Below are 19,007 nucleotides of genomic sequence, written 5' to 3'. Positions count from 1 at the left end.
GAGTACCCGTGACCGCTCGGCCATTCCCCCAGGACCCGATGATCCGCCGCCTGATCGCACAGGCGCGACAGGCGCAACTGAATCGTCGCACGCTCCTCGCCGGCGCCGGTGCCGGCGCCTCTGCGCTCGCGCTCGCCGCGTGTTCGACCGGTGGCGGCCAGTCCCGGCCGACGCCCGCAGCCGACAACTCGGCGAACGACAAGACCCTGAACTGGGCCAACTGGGCCGCATACATCGACGAGGATGACGACGGCAACTACCCCACGCTGGTCGCCTTCGAGGAGGAGACGGGCATCAAGGTCAACTACGAGGTCGCCGTCGACGACAACAACACGTACTACGGCAAGGTCAAGGACCAGCTGGCGCTCGGCCAGGACATCGGCGCCGACACCGTGTGCCTCACCGACTGGATGGTCGCGCGCTGGATCCGGTTCGGGTACACGCAGGCGCTCGACCACGGGAACATCCCGAACCTCGCGAACCTCACGTCGTCGCTCCAGGACGTCGACTTCGACCCGGGTCGCGAGATGTCGGTCCCGTGGCAGGGCGGCTTCGCCGGCATCTGCTGGAACAAGGAGGCCGTACCCGGCGGGCTCACCTCGGTCTCCGACCTCTGGAACCCCGAGCTCAAGGGCCGCGTCGGCGTGCTCTCCGAGATGCGCGACACCATGGGACTGCTCATGCTCGAGAACGGCGTGGACATCTCGGGCGAGTGGGGCGACGACGAGTACAACGAGTCGCTCGAACTGCTCCGCAAGCAGGTGGAGGACGGCCAGATCCGCAACATCAAGGGCAACTCCTACCTCGAGGACCTGAAGAGCGAGGACACCCTCGCCGCCATCTGCTGGTCGGGCGACATCACGGTGATCAATGCCGAGGCCGGCGACAAGTGGGAGTTCGTGATCCCTTCCGCGGGCGGCACCCTGTGGAATGACAACTTCCTCGTGCCGATCGGCTCGCCCCGCAAGACCAACGCCGAGACGCTCATCAACTACTACTACGAGCCCGAGGTGGCCGCCGAGGTCGCGGCATGGGTGAACTTCATCACGCCCGTCGTCGGCGCCCAGGAGGCCGCCATGGCGATCGACCCCGAGCTCTCGGAGAACCAGCTCATCTTCCCCAACGAGGAGACGCTCTCCAACGCCTACGTCTTCCGCGCCCTTTCCGGCGCCGAGGAGCAGAAATACCAGGCGGACTTCCAGAGCATCCTGCTGGGCGCGTGAGCATGGCGGTACGGGAGTTCGCCGAACGCGGCGCCGATCTGGAGCTCGTCGGAATCCAGAAGCGGTTCCCCGGGTTCACCGCGATCGAGGAGCTCGACCTGGTCATCCCGGCCGGCTCGTTCTTCGCCCTGCTGGGTCCGTCGGGGTGCGGCAAGACGACGACGCTCCGGCTGGTGGCCGGCCTGGAGGAGCCGACGAAGGGTCGCATCCTCATCGGCGGCAAGGACGTGACCGACACCAAGTCACACGAGCGACCGGTCAACACCGTGTTCCAGAGCTACGCGCTGTTCCCGCACATGACGATCATCGAGAACGTCGCGTTCGGGCTGAAGCGTCGTCGCATCGGCGATCCGCTCGGCAAAGCGCATGAGGCGCTCAAGCTGGTGGAGCTCGACCACATCGCGCAGCGCAAGCCGCAGCAGCTCTCAGGTGGCCAGCAGCAGCGCGTCGCGCTCGCCCGCGCGATCGTGAACCGCCCGGCACTCCTGCTCCTCGACGAGCCGCTCGGCGCGCTCGACCTGAAGCTCAGACGCCAGATGCAGCTCGAGTTGAAGACCATCCAGGAGGAGGTGGGCCTCACCTTCCTGCACGTCACGCACGACCAGGAGGAGGCCATGACCATGGCCGACACGGTCGCGGTCATGAACAACGGGGTGATCGAGCAGATGGGCGCCCCCGAGGAGCTCTACGAGCTCCCTCGCACGTCGTTCGTCGCGAACTTCCTCGGGCAGTCCAACCTGTTCACCGGGGCGGTGGTCGGCACGACCGGCACCGCGATCACGGTCGCTGCGGCGGGCGGACGAATCGTCGTACCCACGTCACGCGCACAGCGCCACCAGGGCGAGGTCACGGTCGGCGTCCGTCCCGAGAAGGTCACGCTCCACGTGGAGGAGCCGGGCGAGTCATCCGCTCGCAGCGTGCTCGGCCCCGGCCGGATCGTCGACGTCTCGTTCTCGGGCGTCAGTACGCAGTACCTGGTCGACGTCGCCGGCGCGGGCACGGTCGTCGTCTTCGCACAGAACATGGGATTCGGCCCCGTGGCCGAGGTCGGCACCGAGGTGTGGCTCAGCTGGGCGATCGACCACGGGTTCGGGCTCGACGACGAGCCGGGCGAGGGCGGCCGGTTCCCCGCCGACGACTCCACACGATCGATCGCGGTGCAGCGCCGCGAGGCGCTCGTCTCGGAGCTCGAGGAGCACTGACGATGGCCTTCGCAGCGTTCGCGACGGCGGAGGCGCAGCCCCAGGCACCGAAGAAGAGGAGCCGCATCGCGCTCTTCCTCCTCCTGCCGGGCATCGCATACCTCGTGCTGTTCTTCCTCACCCCGCTGATCTCGCTCGTGCTCACGTCGCTGCAGGCGCCGCGCGAGTTCGGCGACATCGGCGAGTTCGACTACGCCTTCAACTGGCAGAACTACGTGACCGTCGTCCAGCAGTACCTCCCGCACATCGCGCGGTCGTTCGGATACGCGCTCGCCGCCACCGTGCTGGCACTGCTCTTCAGCTATCCGCTCGCCTACTTCATCGGCGTGAAGGCGCGGCGCTGGCCGCTGCTGCAGAGCCTCATGCTCGTGCTCGTGATCGCCCCGTTCTTCATCAGCTTCCTGCTGCGCACGCTCGCCTGGAAGCAGATCCTCTCCGACGAGTCGTTCATCATCACCTCACTGAAGGCGCTGTCGCTCATGGCGCCCGACGCGCACTTCACCGGCACGCCGTTCGCCGTCATCTTCGGTCTCACCTACAACTTCATCCCGTTCATGACGCTGCCCCTGTACACGACGCTCGAGCGGCTCGACACCCGGTACCTCGAGGCCGGCAGCGACCTGTACGCGAACCCGTTCACGGTGTTCCGCAAGATCACGGTGCCGCTCTCGATGCCCGGCATCGTGGCGGGCACGCTCCTCACGTTCATCCCGGCGGCAGGTGATTACGTGAACGCCAGTCGCGACTTCCTCGGCGGTCCCGACACCCAGATGATGGGCAACGTCATCGAGGCGAACTTCCTGGTGCTGCTGAACTACCCGGTGGCCGCCGCGCTCTCGATCATCCTGATGGCGGCGATCCTCGTGCTCGTCGGCATCTACGTGAAGCGTTCCGGAACGGAGGACCTGCTGTGAGCGGCGAGGTCCAGGCGGGGGCCGCGCTCAGCGGCCTCGCCGAGAGCGAGCAGCAGGAGGCACGTCGTCCGGTACGTCGGCCCCGAGGTCGCCGGATCGGCCTCGGCGACTGGCTGCTTCCGGCCTACACGATCATCGCGTTCGTGTTCCTCCTGATCCCGATCGCCTACACGTTCGTGTTCTCGTTCAACGACTCCATCAAGTCGAACATCTCCTGGCGCGGATTCACCCTCGACAAGTGGCTGAACGTCTGCAGGGTCGAAGGCGGCGCGGTGTGCGAGGCTTTCGGCAACAGCGTGGTCATCGGCGTCACGGCCACGGTGATCGCCACCGCCCTCGGCACCATGATCGCGATCGCCCTCGTGCGCTACCGGTTCCGGGCGCGCTCGGCGATCAGCCTCCTGTTGTTCCTGCCGATGGCGACGCCCGAGGTCGTTCTCGGAGCGGGTCTCGCCGCCCAGTTCCTCGCGGTGGGCGTTCCCAAGGACATGACGACGATCATCCTGGCCCACACGATGTTCTGCATCAGCTTCGTGGTGGTCACGGTCAAGGCCCGCGTCGCGAGCCTCGATCCGGCGCTCGAGGAGGCCGGACGCGATCTCTACGCGTCCCCCGCCCAGGTGTTCCGGCGGATCACCTTCCCGCTGCTCACCCCGGGCATCCTCGCGGCCGCGTTGCTGTCGTTCGCGCTGAGCTTCGACGACTTCATCATCATGAACTTCAACTCGGGCTCCACATCAACGTTCCCGAAGTACGTGTACATCTCGGCGTCGCGCGGCATCCCGGCGGAGGCGAATGTCATCGCCTCTGCGGTGTTCCTGTTGGCGCTCGTGCTCGTGATCGGCGCGCAGGTCTCGCGCGCGGCTCGCGCGAAGCGGCTCGCGAAGCTCGGCTGAGCGCGCTTCGTGCAGGCGGATGCCGCGACCGGATCGTTCCCGTCGCGGCATCCGTCATACGCGGCCGTGCCGAGGTCGTCGCGCGGCTCCCACAGGGTACCGCGGCCACGCGGCCACGCCGCGGCTCCGCGCCGGCTCAGACCGTGGCGCGCACGGTGCCGACGCGGCGCTCGCCGCCCATGACCCACAGGTCGAGCTCGGTCTGAACGGCTTCCACGACGGCGTCCTCGATCGAGCCCGCATCGGCGAGCAGGCGCAGCGCGATGATGGTGGTGGCGCGCGACGAGCCGTCGAGCACCTTGAGCGCCGTCGTGGTGCCGTCGGGGGCGGTCATCACCATGACGCCCTCGGCGCCGACCTTCGCGAACACGCCCAGGCGCTCGATCGCGATGGTGTCGGGCTGGCCGGGTCCGCCGACGGCCCACGGGTTCTCGCGTACCGCCTCGGTGAGGGCCGCGGCCTCGCGGAACAATGCGAACGGGGAGGACGAAGCGGCCGTGGTGATCTTCTGGATGCCGCGGGCGAGGGCGCCAAGGCTGATGGCGTGCACGGGGGCGCCGCAGCCGTCGACGGCGGTCGCGGCCGGCCGCTCGCCGGTGAGGCGCTCGACGACGTCGAGCACCCGCTTCTGCAGCGGATGCTCGGGATCGAGGTAGCCGTCGAGAGGCCAGTCGTTCGCGACGCACGAGAGGAGCATTGCGGCGTGCTTGCCCGAGCAGTTCATGTAGATGCGTTCCCGTGCACCGCCGTTCCGGATCAGGTCGTCGCGTGCGACGTGATCGGACGGCGAGGCCGGTGGGCAGCCGAGTGCCGAGACGGGGAGCGCCGCGCGATCGAGCAGCCCGCGCACGAGGGCGACGTGCGCGGCGGTGCCGGAATGGCTCGCCGTCGCGATCGCGGCATCCTCGCCGCGCAGCGTGACGCCCGAGGTCATGACCGCGACGGCCTGGAACGGCTTCAGGCAGGACCTCGGGAAGACCGGCGTGCGGATGTCGCCGAGGGCGCGCACGACCTCGCCCTCGGGGGAGAGCACGACGGCGGAACCGGCGTGCCTGGACTCGATGAAACCACCGCGCTCGACCACGGCGAGTTCGACGGCGTCGCTGACGGAGAATGTGCCCGGCACCACGTCACCCGAGCGACGCGAAGCCGTCGTCGAGCACGCGGAGTCCGTCGTCGATCAGGTCATCGGTGACCGCGAGGCTCGGCAGGAAGCGGAGCACGTTGCCCCAGGTGCCGGCGTTGAGGAACAGCACGCCGTGCTGGGCGGCGTACGCCACGAGCGCCGAGACGGCCTCGGGGTTCGGCTGCCTCGTGGTCTCGGCGGTACCGGGCTGCACGAGCTCGATGGCCACCATCGCGCCCTTGCCGCGGATGTCGCCGATGATGTGGTACCGCTCCTTGAGGCGCGCGAGGCCGGTCTTCAGGGCGCGCTCGATGCGCTCCGCCTTGCCGAGCAGGTGGTTCTGCTCGATCGACTCGAACACCGCGATCGCCGCGGCGCAGGCGACGGGGTTGCCGCCGAACGTGCCGCCGAGGCCGCCGGGCTGGGAGGCATCCATGATCTCGGCACGTCCGGTGACCGCGGCGAGAGGGAGACCGCCCGCGATCCCCTTCGCGGAGAGCACGAGGTCGGGCTCCCAGCCGAAGTGCTCGCTCGCGTAGTAGCGGCCGGTGCGCGCCATGCCGCTCTGGATCTCGTCGGCGATCATGACCACGCCGTGCTCGGTGCACCAGGCCTGGAGCCGCGGCAGGTAGCCGTCGGCGGGCACCATGAAGCCGCCCTCGCCCTGGATGGGCTCGACGACCAGGCACGCGAGGTCGGTCGCACCGACGACCTTCTCGAGGTACGCGATCGTGCGGGCCGCGGCGTCGGCGCCCGACAGGCCGTCGCGGTACGGGTACGAGCTCGGCGCGTGGTAGACGTCGCCCGCGAACGGCCCGTAACCGGTGGCGTAGGGGTGCGCCTTGTAGTTCATCGCCATCGTGAGGTTGGTGCGGCCGTGGTAGGCGTGGTCGAGCACCGCGACGGCGCGGCGGCCAGTGTGCTTGCGGGCGATCTTCACGCCGTTCTCGACGGCCTCGGCACCCGAGTTGACGAGGACCGACTTCTTGGCCCAGTCGCCGGGGGTGTGCTCGGCGAGGAGCTCGGCGACGCGCACGTACTCCTCGTAGGGAGTGATGGTGAACAGCGTGTGGATGACGTCCTGCAGCTGGTCCGCGGCCGCCTGCACCACCCGCTGCTCGGTGTGGCCGACGGTGGTCACGCCGATGCCCGCGCCGAAGTCGATGAACCGGTTGCCGTCGACATCCACGAGGACCGCGCCGTTCGCGCGCTCGATGTACACGGGGAGCGCGGAGGACACGCCGGCGGAGACGACCTTCGACCGCCGCGCGTGCAGTTCCTCTGACTTCGGACCGGGGATGGCGGTCGCGACGCGACGCTCCTGCGGCACGGAGTACACCGGGGCGGTCGCGGTCTCTGCGGGAATCTGGGTGTCAGTCATGATGCTCCCAAGCCTATCGCCGACGGCGCACGCCGCCGTGGCCGTGCGGGTGCACAATCGAGGACGGGACGGTACCCGGTCGGAAGGATGAGGGATGCTCGGAACGCACCACTACACGCTCGAGGTCGAGTGGCAGGGCGATCGCGGCGAGGGCACCTCGAACTACCGTGCCTACAGTCGGGCGCACGTCGTGCGTGCCGCCGGCAAGCTGCACGACATCGCCGGGTCGAGCGACCGGGTGTTCCACGGCGACCGCGAGCGCTGGAACCCCGAGGAGCTGCTCCTCGCGGCCCTCAGCGAGTGCCACATGCTCTCGTACCTGCACGTCGCGACCCGGCATGGGGTCGTCGTGCGCGGCTACACGGATGCCCCGACGGGCACGATGGTCGAGGACGGCCGCGGCGGAGGAGCCTTCACCGAGGTCGTGCTGCGTCCGCGTGTCGAGGTGGCGGATGCCTCGATGCTCGACGTCGCGTGCGAGATCCACGCCGAGGCGTCCGAGAAGTGCTTCATCGCGGCATCCGTCGACTTCCCGGTGCACCATGAGCCGACCGTCGTCGTCGCCGACGCCCCGGTGGTCGAGTAGCCGCGCAGCGGCGCATCGAGGCCGGGCCGACGTCAGGGCAGGCCGACGTCAGGGCGGGCCGATGTCAGGGCGGGCCGATGTCAGGGCAGGGCGGCGGCCGGGAGCGTGGGCTGTGCCGGACAGGTGTGACCGCCCACGAGTCGCGAGCACGGCGGGAAGAACGACGGCAGTCGCTCCGCCTGGGGGTCGCCGAACCAGCGGTGCCAGATGCGCCAGAAGTTCAGGTTCCCGAACGCCGAGCACGCGTCGCCCGTATCGGGGTCGGCGAGCGTCGCCTCGCTCGGCTGGTATGGCGTGTAGTTGTAGAGGTTCGCGGTGGCCTGGTTGCGGATCTCGACGGGCGAGGCCCCGCACGCGGCGTCGGGGTGGTAGCCGACCTCGACGGTGCCGACGCGGAACCTACGGTCGGGCTCCTCGGTGTACTGGCGGAACTGCCACGCGGCGTTGTAGATCTGGTTGAAGAAGCCGAAGTACTTCGCGTCGCAGTCGGCGGTGTCGGGGCATCCGTAGCCCGTCGCGCGTTCGTAGCCGTACTGCGTCGGGCGGGTCAACAGGGACTGCTCCTTCTGCAGCAGCACGAGCAGCGTGCGCGGGCTCACGCCGCAGGTGTCCGCGACCTTGGCGACGATGCGGCTCGCGCGCTCCCGGATGCCACCGCGGTACTCGGTGCAATGGGTACCCCCCACGGCGGGCTGGGTCGTGGTCGACTGCGTGAAGTCGGCGAGGCAGCGCACGCCTTCGTCGGCGCGGCAGGGCACGGACTCGAAGAAGGCCTGGATCTCCTCCTCGGTCATCGCGCCGCTGTCGTAGAAGGCGTCGTCGCTCACGATGTGGCCGGGGTCGAACGCCGATGCGGGCGGCTCGGGCAGCGTCGACCTGGTGACCTCCGGCGCCGGCGCGGGCGCGGCATCGCCTGGTGTGGCGCACGAGGCGAGCGAGACGGCCACGAGCGCGACCGCGATGCCGCGGGCGGCGACATCGGCGATGCTCATCGAGCCGACGATACCGGGCGAACGCGGGGGCAGGCTGGGAATCGGGTCAGACCCTCTCGCGGGGAACGACGCGGTCGGCGATCTTCGCCAGCGTCCCCGTGGGCGGCGCCTCGTTGTACCGACCGGCGAGTTCCTGGCCGGTGAGCGCGTGGATGGCGCCCATGACCTCGTCGGTCGCGGCGCGACGAGCCCGCCCCGAGGAGGGCGCGCCGTGCCGGCTCAGGTCGAGCGGCGCGCCGAACCGCACCGTGACGGGGCGGATGCGCGGGAATCTCGCGCCGACGGGCTGGATCTCCTCCGTGCCGACGAGGCCCACCGGCACGACCGTCGCCCCCGTCTCGAGCGCGAGCCACGCGACGCCCGTGCGCCCGCGGTACAGCCGGCCGTCGACGGAGCGCGTGCCCTCGGGATAGAGCGCGAACGCGGCGCCCGCCTCGAGGATGCGCCGGCCCTGGTCGAGCGCCTCCTGCGCCTGCGCGCCGGCCCCGCGCTCGACGCTCACGGCGCCGATGGCGGTGAAGAACGTGCGGGAGACCCATCCCGTGACGCCCGTGCCCGTGAAGTAGTGCGACTTGGCGAGGAACTGCACGGGCCGCGGCGACGCGAGCGGGATGACGATGCTGTCGACGAACGACAGGTGGTTGCTCGCGAGGATGACCGGACCGTGCTTCGGCACCTGCTCGGCTCCGGTGATCGTCGGGCGGTACAGGACCAGCACGAGTGGACGCAGGATGCCGCGGACGATGCGGTACAGCGGACCCTGCCGCGCGACGGGCGCCGGAACGGCGTCGGCTTCGATCTCGCTCACCATCCGACCATAAGCGGCGTGGTATGCCGAGATCGGAATATTGCGCCGCCGGTACCGTGGGCCGGGCGCAGCCGGGCCGGATGCGCGAGAATGGGTGACATGGACGTCACGACGGAGGGCGAGCTGGTCGAGCTCGAGGAGACCGGCGTGCGGGTCCTCGTCTTCGCCGGGTCCCGCCGACCGCCGTCCGCGGACTCGGCGCTTCGCGGGCTCATCGCGAACTCGTCCGGCGTTCCCGCCGAGGACGTCGAGCTCGAGCATGCCTGCGCGACGTGCGGCGCCCGGCACGGCCGCGTCGCGGTCGCCTATCCGCTCACGCCCTCGGGCGCACCCTGGTACGCCGACGTTGCGGTGTGCGGAGACGCCGTCGTCGCGGCCGCGGCCACGCGGCATCCGCTCGGCATCGGCATGGAGTCCGCGACGCTCGATGCGGGCGAGGCCATCGACGAGGCGGCGTTCCACGCCGAGGAGCGGCTCGCGCTCGACGAGCTCGATACGGCTCGGCGTCCGCTCGTTCGCGCCACGCTGTGGGCCCGCAAGACGGCGTTCCTGCGCGCGATCGGCCACACGGACTTCATCGAGCCGTCGCGGCTCGCCCTCACGATCCCGGGGCGGGACGGCGGCGTCGGCCGCATCCTGCGCAGCGTTCCCGAGTTCGGGTCGGTGTGGAGCCGGGTCGAGTTCCACGACATCCCGGTCCCGGGCAATCGCGCGGCATCCGTCGCCGTCATCGCCTGACCCGAACGCCGCGTCGGTCCGCGGCCGTACAGTGGGACGGTGCGCAGCGTCATCGTCCTCGGCTCATCCGGTTCGATCGGCACGCAGGCGCTCGACGTCATCCGCGCCAACCCGGGCCGCTTCGAGGTCGTCGGCCTGGCCGTCGGGTCGAGCCGGGCGTTGCTCGAGCAGCAGGCGGCGGATTTCGGGGTGGATCACACGGCCGTCGGCATCGACGAGGCCGTGCAGCTCGTGCGCGACGTCGACGCCGACGTGGTGCTCAACGGCATCACCGGCTCGGTCGGGCTCGGGCCGACGCTCGCCGCGCTCGAGCGCGGCATGACGCTCGCCCTGGCCAACAAGGAGTCGCTCATCGTCGGCGGCGACCTCGTGACCGGGCTCGCGCAGCCCGGCCAGATCGTGCCGGTCGACTCCGAGCACTCGGCGATCGCGCAGGCCCTTCGCGCCGGCACGCGCGCCGAGGTGCGGCGCCTGGTGCTCACCGCCTCGGGCGGACCGTTCCGCGGCCGCCGGCGCGAGGACCTCGTCGACGTCACGCCCGCCGACGCGCTCGCGCATCCCACGTGGGACATGGGCCTCGTCGTCACCACCAACTCGGCCACGCTCGTCAACAAGGGCCTCGAGGTCATCGAGGCCCACCTGCTCTTCGACGTCGACTACGACCGAATCGACGTCGTCGTGCACCCTCAGTCGATCGTGCACTCGATGGTCGAGTTCGTCGACGGCTCGACCATCGCGCAGGCGTCGCCGCCCGACATGCGCCTGCCGATCTCGCTCGGCCTGGACTGGCCGCACCGCGTGGCCGCCGCCGGGAAGCCGCTCGACTGGACGACCGCCACCAGCTGGACCTTCGAACCGCTCGACACGGCGGCGTTCCCCGCGGTCGCGCTCGCCAAGCAGGTCGGCCGCGCAGGCGGCGAGTACCCCGCAGTGTTCAACGCGGCGAACGAGAAGGCCGTCACGGCGTTCCATAACGGACGCATCGGTTTCACCGACATCGTCGACACCGTGCGCGCCGTGGTCGAGGCGCACGAGGCATCCGGCGACGAGGTCTCGGTCGCGTCGCTCGCCGAGGCGGAGCGCACCGCACGCCGCGCCGCCGAGGCGCGCATCGCCCGCCGTTCGGTGGTCGAGTAGGGCCCCCAGGCCCGTACCGAGGCCACGGCACCGAATCTCGATACGCCGCTTCGCGGCTACTCGACCACCGGGATACGCCGGCCCGCGGCAGCGTACTCACAGCCGGAGGACAGCCGCCGCAGAGCCCGCGGCAGTACGCTCGTCGGGTGGATTCCGTGCTCGCCTTCATCGTCGGCGTCGTCATCATCGTGGCCGGCCTGGCCGTCTCGATCGGCCTGCACGAGATCGGGCACCTGGTGCCCGCAAAGCTCTTCCGCGTCAAGGTGACGCAGTACATGATCGGCTTCGGCCCGACGGTGTGGTCGCGGCGCAAGGGGGAGACCGAGTACGGCGTCAAGGCGATCCCGCTCGGCGGCTACATCTCGATGATCGGGATGTTCCCGCCCGCGAAGGGCGAGCAGGTCGGCGCCGGCAGCACGAGCCTCTTCCGCGGACTCGTGCAGGACGCCCGCGATTCGAGCGCCGAGTCGATCACCCCCGGAGACGAGGATCGCGCGTTCTACCGCCTGCCGGTGTGGAAGCGCATCATCGTCATGCTCGGCGGCCCGTTCATGAACCTCGTGCTCGCTGTGGTGCTCTTCGCCGTGCTGCTCATGGGCTTCGGCGTGGCGCAGCTGTCCACCACGGTCGCCACCGTCAACGAGTGCGTGCTGCCCGCCACGAGCGACCGCCAGACCTGCGAGACGGGCGACCCGGCCGCGCCCGGCGCAGAAGCCGGCATCCTGCCCGGCGACCGCATCGTGTCGATCGACGGGACCGCCATCGAGTCGTGGGAGCAGTCCACGGCCTTCATCCGCGACCACCCGGGCGAGTCGCTCGACTTCGTCGTGGAGCGCGACGGCGATCAGCTCACGCTCACCGTCACGCCCATGCTGAGCGAGCGCTACGTCACCGACGACCGGGGCCAGCTGGTGACGGATGCCGCGGGCGAGCCGGTCACCGAGCAGGCGGGCTTCGTGGGCATCGGCCCCGCGTCCGAGACCGTGCGCCAGCCGGTCACGGCCGTGCTGCCGGCCGTCGGCGAGAACATCACCGGGGTCGCCGGGATCATCCTGAACCTGCCGCAGCGCATGGTCGACGTCGCCGAGGCGGCATTCGGGCCGGGGGAGCGCGACCCCAACGGCCCCATCTCGGTGGTCGGCGTCGGCCGGGTGGCGGGCGAGATCGCGAGCCTCGAGGAGATCCCGCTCGCCTCGAAGGCCGCCGGGCTCGTCGGCATCCTCGCATCGCTGAACATCGCCCTGTTCGTCTTCAACCTCATCCCGCTGCTCCCGCTCGACGGCGGCCACATCGCCGGCGCCCTGTGGGAGGCCATCCGACGCGGCTTCGCGAAGCTGTTCCGGCGCCCCGACCCCGGCCCCGTCGACCTCGCGAGGCTCATGCCGCTGACGCTCGCCGTGGTGGTCGTGCTCGGCGCCATGAGCGCGCTCCTCATCTACGCCGACCTCGTGAAGCCGGTGCAGCTGTTCTGACCCGTTCGTACTCCCGCGGGAGTAGAACGTGAGTGTCCGACGGGCAGATTCCACGCGGATGCCGCGGCGATACGATCGGGGAATGCCCGTCACCGACGGTCGCCCGCCCTGGCATCCATCGTGGGACGGACGACCCGACCACTTCCGCCCGCCGCGCGGCGCCGTGCTGTGGATTCCGGTCGTGATCAGCTTCCTCGTGCAGGTGCCCGCCGCGGTGGGCGTCGTGTTCTGGCAGCGGCCCGGCGTCGCGGAGGGGCTGGCCCACATCGCGCTCGCCGCGTTCGGCCCGCTCGCCCTGCTCGCCTCGCGCCGGTATCCGGGACCCACCGTCACGGTGATCGCCGCCGCGGCGCTCGCAGACCTCCTGCTCGCCCCCGGCGACGGGCCACCGTACCTGGCCCTCGCCTTCGCGATCGTGCTCGCGGTCGCGCGCCGCGCGCTCGTCTGGGCGGTGGTGTCGGTGGTCGTCGCCTGGGTCGCCGCGGTCGTGCTCGGTGCGATGATCGGGCTGGCGTGGCATCCGTTCCGCATCGCACTGGTGACGCTGGGGCTTGCCGCGTGCTTCGGCGTCGGGGCGCTCGTGCGCGTGCGCCGCGACCGGGCGGACGCGCTGCGCGCCGAGGTGCTCCGGCGCAGGCGTTCCGCCGAGGAACGCGAGCGTGTGCGCATCGCCCGCGAGCTGCACGACGTCATCGGTCACGCGCTGTCGCAGATCAACGTGCAGGCCAGCGTCGGGCTGCACCTCATGGACCGGGACCCCGAGCAGGCCCGCACCGCGCTCGGCAGCATCAAGGAGACCTCGAAAACGGCCCTGGAGGAGGTGCGGAGCGTCCTCGGGGTCATCCGGAGCGAGGGCGACCCGCCGCTCGCACCGCAGGCCGAGCTCGCCGAGCTGCCGCGCCTGCTCGACGGGGTGCGCTCGCCCGGCTTCGAGGCCGGGCTGGTCGACCGACTCGCCGAGCCGCCCGGCCGCGCCGTGCAGTTCGCGGCGTACCGCATCGTGCAGGAGGCGCTCACGAACGTCGTGCGGCACGCGCACGCCACGCACGCGGTGGTGGCCCTCGAGCGGCTCGACGACGAGCTGCTCGTCACCGTCGACGACGACGGCCGGGGCGCCCGGGGTGTCGAGGAGGGCACCGGCATCCTCGGCATGCGTGAACGCGCGGCGCTCCTCGGCGGCTCCGTCGAGATCTCGCCGTCGCCCCGCGGCGGCACGCGCGTGACCGCACGCCTTCCATGGGGGGCAACGGCATGATCAGGGTCGCACTGGCCGACGACCAGGTCCTTGTGCGCGCCGGATTCCGGGCGCTGCTGCAGGCCGAGGACGACGTCGAGGTCGTCGGGGAGGCGTCGACGGGCGAGGAGCTTGTTGCGATCGTGCGCTCGCAGCCCGTCGACGTGGTGCTCATGGACATCCGGATGCCGGGCGGTGACGGGCTGTGGGCCACCGAGCAGATCGCCGCCGACCCGGCCCTCGCGGGCGTCCGCGTCGTGATCGTGACCACCTTCGAGCTCGACGAGTACGTCGCCCGGGCGGTGCGTGCCGGCGCGAGCGGGTTCCTCGTGAAGGACACGGAGCCCGAGGACCTCATCCGCGCCGTGCGGGTGGTGGCGGACGGCGAGGCGCTGCTCTCGCCGGGCGTGACGAAGCGCCTGCTCGAGCGCATGGCCGTCGGCCTCCGCGACGCGCCCGACGAGGAGCGGCTCGCGGCGCTCACCGAGCGCGAGCGCGAGGTGCTGCGCCTCGTCGGTCAGGGGCTCACGAACGACGAGATCGCGGCGAGCCTCGTGCTGAGCCCACTCACGGCGAAGACGCACGTGTCGCGCATCATGTCGAAGCTGCACGCGCGCGACCGGGTGCACCTCGTGGTGGTCGCCTACGAGTCGGGTCTCGTGGCTCCCGGCTGGCAGTAGCATCCGTCGCCGCGCTGCTCCCGGGGGAGCAGGCGAAGTGCCTTCGCCGGGCGGATTCGCGGATGCCGCAGCCGCACGAGCATGGTCACGACGGTCCATCCCGGGGCCGCACGATCAAGGGACACGACATGCTCGCCACCCTCGCCACCACCGCCGTGGCCACCCAATACGCCGGACCCTGGGCGGCCGGGTTCGGATGGGTCTTCTTCCTCATCCCGATCTTCTGGATCCTCGTGATCGGCCTCGTGGTCTTCCTCGTGAGCCGTCGTCGGCACGCGTGGGCGTACGGCGGCCCGGAGGGCTACGGCCCGCCGTGGGCGCGCGGCGCGACCGCCGAGTCGACCCTCTCCGAGCGGTTCGCCAAGGGCGACATCGACGAGACGGAGTACCGCGCACGCCTCGAGGTGCTGCGCGCGAACCGGCCGAACGCGTAGCGCTTCACGCTCAGCGGCCGGCGACGGTCGCCTGGGACCGCCGGCGGCGGCCGACGGAAGGTGCGGATGCCTCCCGCGTCCGCACCTTCCCGGCGCCCCGCGTCGGCGATTCGCGTCGCCGCGTCTCCGAGCCGATGGCATGCTCTCCTCCGCCGTGGCCCGGCACGTCGGTGTTTCGGCACTGCCGTACTTCGGCACGCCGTCCTTTCGGCACTTCGGCACTTCGCTACTTCGGCACCGGGTCCCCGCGGCAGGACGCGTTGCGAGACACCCGATACGGGACGCTCAGCGTGCGAAGAGGCGATCGAGGGCCGCCGCCTGGTGGCGGTGACCGACCGTCTCGTAGCCGACGACGACGACGAGCGGCGATGCGGCGATGATCAGGATGCCGGTACCGAAGCTCGCCCCGGTCGCCACGGCGACCACCGCGAGGGCGAGGAGCACGACACTGCCCGCGAACAGCCAGAAGTGGAACGGGTCGAACTGCCGAAGCAGCAGCGAGTAGGTCGTGAACAACGCGACCATGAAGATCCCGACGGGCACGGCGACCGTGAGCAGGGCCTGGACGATGCCGATGTGGGCGACATCCTCGATCACGTTCGCTGCGACGTGCAGGCCGGCGCCCGTGCCCGCGAGGGCGGCGAGGATCGGGTAGTGCCCGTAGCCCCACACGAATCCGCGCTCGCGGAAGCGCTGGAGCACCTTGCCCGAGGGCATCGTGAAGTAGGTCCACCACAGCCCGAAGGCGAGCGCCGTGCCGCCGAAGGCGACGAAGACGGTCTCGGCCGACCAGCCCTGCTCATCGATCACGGCCGAGAGCGCGAGGATCGTGCCGAGCACGATCTCGCCGAGCGTGATGATGACGAGCAGCCCGTAGCGCTCGGCGATGTGGTGGGCGTGCCACGGGGTGCCGCCGTCGCGGCCGTGCTCGGCGACGTAGGGTCCGACGAGCTCGAGGATGATGAGCGCCGCGGTGAACGCCAGCGTCGTCTGGAGGGGCAGGTCGACGAAGATCAGCACGACCCAGCCGACCTGCGCGGCCGACACGAACACCGCGTACGTGAGGGCCGTGCGTCGGTGCGAGGCGTCGTGCTTGGCGGCGCGCAGCCACACCGTGACCGTCGCGACGCGCATCACGACGTACCCGGCGACGACGACGCCGTTGTCGACGTGACGGCCTTCGTCGAGCGAGTGGAACAGGTCGGGCAGGCCGAGCGCGAGCACCAGCACGCCGAGCATCTCCACCATCGTGGCGACGCGGAAGAAGATGTCGTCGTTGTCGTAGGCCGACGCGAGCCACGAGTAGTTGATCCACGCCCACCAGATCGCGAACACGGCGAAGGCGAACCCGCCGATCGCCGGGCCCCAGTGCCCGAGCTCGAGCAGGTGCGCGGTCTGCGCGCCGGCCTGGCTGAAGGCGACGACGAACGTGAGGTCGAAGAACAGCTCGAGGGGGGTGGCCGCGCGATGCGGCTCGTCGGGGTCGCGTCCGGTCATGCGCCGCAGGCGGTGGTCGAGCGGTGGGCGAACGGATGCCGCGCCGTGCGCGTCCTGCGTGTGCTGCTCGCTCATGCTGCGGCCCTCTCGGGGCGCCCCGGCGGCGCCCGTCGCATCATGCTGCCACAGGCGCCGTCGCGCTCGCTCGACTAACGGGAGAGCAGTAGCGCCTCGCCCTGGCCGCCGCCGCCGCAGAGCGCGACCGCAGCGCGACCGCTGCCCCGACGCGACAGCTCGAGCGCCGCGTGCAGGGCGAGCCGGGCGCCGGACGCGCCGATCGGGTGGCCGACCGCGATGGCGCCGCCGTGCACGTTGACGATCTCGTTCGAGATGCCGAGCTCGCGGGCCGACTGCAGCGAGACCGCCGCGAACGCCTCGTTGATCTCGACGAGGTCGAGGTCGCCGGCCTGGAGGCCCGCCTTCTCGAGCGCGGCCGCGATCGCGTTGGCGGGTTGCGAGTGCAGCGAGTTGTCGGGGCCGGCGACCTGACCGGCCGCGCCGACCAGCGCGAGCCAGGGCAGCCCGCGCTCCTCGGCCCATGCGCGGCTCGCGACCACCACGGCGGCGGCGCCGTCGGAGAGCGGCGAGGAATTTCCGGCCGTGATGGAGCCGTCGGCTGCGAACGCCGGACGCAGCTTTCCGAGCACCTCGACGGTGGAGTCGGGCCGCACGCCCTGGTCTTCGGCGACGACGATGGGGTCGCCCTTGCGTTGCGGAACCTCGACCGGCACGATCTCGTCGGCGAACACGCCGGAGGCCTGCGCCCGGCCGGCGCGCGCGTGCGAGGCGGCCGCGATCTCGTCCTGCTCGGCGCGGGTCATGTCGTAGCGGGCGTTGAAGCGCTCGGTGGACGCGCCCATGGAGTCGTGGTCGAACGCGTCGATCAGGCCGTCGTGCGCCGCGTGGTCGATGAGCTCGACGCTGCCGTACGCGTAGCCGGCCCGTGAGCCCGGCATGAGGTGCGGGGCGCGCGTCATCGACTCCTGGCCGCCGGCCACGACGACGGAGGCCTCGCCGAGGCGGATGAGGCGCGCGGCATCCGTGATCGCGACGAGGCCCGAAAGGCAGACCTTGTTGACGGTGGTGGCGGGCACCCGCCACGGGATTCCCGCGGCGACTGCGGACTGCTTGGCGGGGTTCTGGCCGGCGCCGGCCTGCAGCACCTGGCCCATGATCACGGCGTCGACGTCGTCGGGGGAGACGCCGGCCTTCTCGAGGGCGCCCCGGATGGCGACGGTGCCGAGTTCGACGGCTGTGCGTCCGGCGAGGTTGCCGCTGATGCGGGCGAAGGGAGTGCGTGCTCCGGCGATGATGACGACATCGGGGACGGTCATGGTTCGGTGAACTCCTTCGTTCGAGTTGCGTATGCTTCGTCTTCCAGCCTATTGTACGTTTCTGAGACCTGAACCAGCTGTCAGGTTCGCACCACACACGTCCAGCCATTTCACTGTCGAGAGGCATTCACATGCGGGCTACGAAGAAGTACCTCGCGACGGCGATCATCGCCGCCGCATCCATCACTCTGGTCGGGTGCGCACCGACCACGGCGACCGGTGGCGGTGACGCGACGGACGCCGGTGCACCGGTGAAGGTCGCGATGCTCACCTCGCAGACCGGACCGCTCGCCGCCTACGGCGCCGCCTACACCGCGGGCTTCGAGGCCGGCCTCGACTACGCGACCGACGGCACCGGCACCGTCGACGGCCGCGAGCTCGAGATCGAGTGGGCCGACGACCAGGGCAACCCCGACACCGCGGTCTCGAAGGCCAAGGACTTCATCGGCCAGGGCTACGAGATCCTCGCCGGCACCGCGGCATCCGGCATCGCCACCGCGCTCGCCGAGCAGGCCGCGCAGAACAAGATCCTCTACATCTCCGGCCCCGCGGCCGCCGACGTGATCACCGGCGCCAACGAGTACACGTTCCGGTCCGGCCGGCAGACCTTCCAGGACGTGGCCACCGCCGGTACCTTCATCGGCGACCCCGCCGGCAAGAAGGTCGTCGTATTCGCGCAGGACACCGCGTTCGGCCAGGGCAACCTCGCGGGCGTGCAGGCCGTGCTCGGCGGCCAGGGCGCCACGGTCGAGGGCGTGCTGGTGGCGGAGGACGCGACCGAGTTCACGCCGTTCGCGCAGCAGCTGCTGGGCGCCTCGCCCGATCTCGTCTTCGTGGCGTGGGCCGGCGCCTCCTCCGGCGCCATGTGGACCGCGCTCGCCCAGCAGGGCGTGTTCGACGCCGTGCCCGTCGTCACGGGCCTCGGCGACGTCGCGACCTACGGCGCGTACGGCGAGGCATCCGACAAGATCTCCTTCCTGAACCACTACTTCGGCGGCGCCTCCGGCACCGACGTCGAGGCCGCGATGATCGAGCACCTCGAGGCCGCGGGCGCCGAGGCCGACCTGTTCTCGCCCGACGGCTTCGTGGCCGCGCAGATGATCGTGCAGGCCATCCGCGAGGGCGGCGACACCGTCGACGGCATGATCGAGGCGCTCGAGGCCTGGACGTTCGACTCGGTCAAGGGCGAGATCACGGTTCGCGCCGAGGATCACGCGATGATCCAGCCGATGTACCAGGCGAAGCTGGTGCAGGATGGCGGCGACTGGGTGCCCGAGCTCGTCGAGACGATCGACGCCGAGACGGTCGCACCACCGGTCGCCGGCGAGTGACGCGAGGCCGCCCGCGCCGCGA

Annotated in this window: 18 protein-coding genes; 12 read left to right on the top strand and 6 right to left on the bottom strand. The window is 70.9% G+C overall.

What is annotated here, in order from left to right; all coding sequences use genetic code 11:
- Nucleotides 1-8: 8 nt before the first annotated feature.
- The 4 genes from IEX31_RS02530 (at nt 9) to IEX31_RS02515 (ending at nt 4,235) form a co-directional block, all read left to right on the top strand.
- Entirely contained in the window at nt 9-1,223 is a 1,215-nt protein-coding gene (locus IEX31_RS02530; protein WP_373285493.1) for an ABC transporter substrate-binding protein, read from the top strand.
- Nucleotides 1,224-1,225: 2 nt separating this feature from the next.
- Entirely contained in the window at nt 1,226-2,425 is a 1,200-nt protein-coding gene (locus IEX31_RS02525) for an ABC transporter ATP-binding protein (protein ID WP_188742108.1), read from the top strand.
- A gap of 2 nt (nt 2,426-2,427) precedes the next feature.
- Nucleotides 2,428-3,339, top strand: a complete 912-nt coding sequence (locus tag IEX31_RS02520; RefSeq protein ID WP_188741873.1) for an ABC transporter permease — start codon at nt 2,428-2,430, stop codon at nt 3,337-3,339.
- Nucleotides 3,340-3,434: 95 nt separating this feature from the next.
- Nucleotides 3,435-4,235: an ABC transporter permease gene (locus IEX31_RS02515; RefSeq protein ID WP_229662084.1), complete on the top strand. Its 801-nt coding sequence runs from the start codon at nt 3,435-3,437 to the stop codon at nt 4,233-4,235.
- A 136-nt stretch (nt 4,236-4,371) separates the two neighbouring features.
- On the opposite strand, the gene IEX31_RS02510 is transcribed toward IEX31_RS02515, so the two are convergent.
- The gene (locus IEX31_RS02510) at nt 4,372-5,361 is read right to left on the bottom strand and encodes an asparaginase (RefSeq protein WP_188741872.1); all 990 of its coding nucleotides are present in this window, start codon (nt 5,359-5,361) and stop codon (nt 4,372-4,374) included.
- A gap of 4 nt (nt 5,362-5,365) precedes the next feature.
- The gene (gabT, locus tag IEX31_RS02505) at nt 5,366-6,742 is read right to left on the bottom strand and encodes a 4-aminobutyrate--2-oxoglutarate transaminase (protein WP_188741871.1); all 1,377 of its coding nucleotides are present in this window, start codon (nt 6,740-6,742) and stop codon (nt 5,366-5,368) included.
- 94 nt (nt 6,743-6,836) lie between these two features.
- On the opposite strand from gabT, the gene IEX31_RS02500 reads away from it, so the two are divergent.
- Nucleotides 6,837-7,328, top strand: coding sequence for an OsmC family protein (locus IEX31_RS02500; RefSeq protein WP_188741870.1), 492 nt, complete (start codon nt 6,837-6,839; stop codon nt 7,326-7,328).
- Nucleotides 7,329-7,408: 80 nt separating this feature from the next.
- Here the strand turns inward: IEX31_RS02500 and IEX31_RS02495 are convergent, their stop codons facing one another.
- Entirely contained in the window at nt 7,409-8,320 is a 912-nt protein-coding gene (locus IEX31_RS02495) for a hypothetical protein (protein WP_188741869.1), read from the bottom strand.
- A 46-nt stretch (nt 8,321-8,366) separates the two neighbouring features.
- Entirely contained in the window at nt 8,367-9,131 is a 765-nt protein-coding gene (locus IEX31_RS02490; RefSeq protein ID WP_188741868.1) for a lysophospholipid acyltransferase family protein, read from the bottom strand.
- Between the two features lie 96 nt (nt 9,132-9,227).
- Between IEX31_RS02490 and IEX31_RS02485 the strand changes: the two genes are divergently transcribed.
- The 6 genes from IEX31_RS02485 (at nt 9,228) to IEX31_RS02460 (ending at nt 14,823) form a co-directional block, all read left to right on the top strand.
- Nucleotides 9,228-9,866 carry a hypothetical protein gene (locus tag IEX31_RS02485; RefSeq protein ID WP_188741867.1) on the top strand — a complete coding sequence of 213 codons (639 nt, stop codon included), beginning with the start codon at nt 9,228-9,230 and terminating at the stop codon, nt 9,864-9,866.
- A gap of 39 nt (nt 9,867-9,905) precedes the next feature.
- Complete coding sequence (dxr, locus tag IEX31_RS02480; RefSeq protein WP_188741866.1) at nt 9,906-11,003, top strand: 1-deoxy-D-xylulose-5-phosphate reductoisomerase; 1,098 nt, start codon at nt 9,906-9,908, stop codon at nt 11,001-11,003.
- Nucleotides 11,004-11,149: 146 nt separating this feature from the next.
- Nucleotides 11,150-12,475 (top strand): M50 family metallopeptidase, encoded by a 1,326-nt coding sequence (locus IEX31_RS02475; protein WP_229662059.1) that lies wholly within the window; start codon nt 11,150-11,152, stop codon nt 12,473-12,475.
- Between the two features lie 82 nt (nt 12,476-12,557).
- Nucleotides 12,558-13,730, top strand: coding sequence for a sensor histidine kinase (locus IEX31_RS02470; protein ID WP_188741865.1), 1,173 nt, complete (start codon nt 12,558-12,560; stop codon nt 13,728-13,730).
- Nucleotides 13,727-14,389, top strand: coding sequence for a response regulator (locus tag IEX31_RS02465; protein WP_188741864.1), 663 nt, complete (start codon nt 13,727-13,729; stop codon nt 14,387-14,389). The genes IEX31_RS02470 and IEX31_RS02465 overlap by 4 nt, the downstream gene beginning before the upstream one ends.
- Nucleotides 14,390-14,517: 128 nt before the next feature.
- Nucleotides 14,518-14,823 carry an SHOCT domain-containing protein gene (locus IEX31_RS02460; protein ID WP_188741863.1) on the top strand — a complete coding sequence of 102 codons (306 nt, stop codon included), beginning with the start codon at nt 14,518-14,520 and terminating at the stop codon, nt 14,821-14,823.
- Between the two features lie 285 nt (nt 14,824-15,108).
- On the opposite strand, the gene IEX31_RS02455 is transcribed toward IEX31_RS02460, so the two are convergent.
- Together IEX31_RS02455 and IEX31_RS02450 are read right to left on the bottom strand one after the other, a co-directional pair.
- A complete protein-coding gene (locus IEX31_RS02455) occupies nt 15,109-16,395 on the bottom strand; it encodes a low temperature requirement protein A (protein WP_229662058.1) in 1,287 nt (428 codons plus the stop codon).
- Between the two features lie 74 nt (nt 16,396-16,469).
- Nucleotides 16,470-17,654, bottom strand: coding sequence for an acetyl-CoA C-acetyltransferase (locus tag IEX31_RS02450; RefSeq protein WP_188741862.1), 1,185 nt, complete (start codon nt 17,652-17,654; stop codon nt 16,470-16,472).
- A 131-nt stretch (nt 17,655-17,785) separates the two neighbouring features.
- On the opposite strand from IEX31_RS02450, the gene IEX31_RS02445 reads away from it, so the two are divergent.
- Nucleotides 17,786-18,985, top strand: coding sequence for a substrate-binding domain-containing protein (locus IEX31_RS02445; protein ID WP_188741861.1), 1,200 nt, complete (start codon nt 17,786-17,788; stop codon nt 18,983-18,985).
- Nucleotides 18,986-19,007 lie beyond the last annotated feature (22 nt).

The organism is Agromyces bauzanensis (assembly GCF_014645655.1).
In the GTDB taxonomy this organism is placed as follows: Bacteria; Actinomycetota; Actinomycetes; order Actinomycetales; family Microbacteriaceae; genus Agromyces; species Agromyces bauzanensis.
This window is presented reverse-complemented; position numbering and strand designations above follow the sequence as displayed.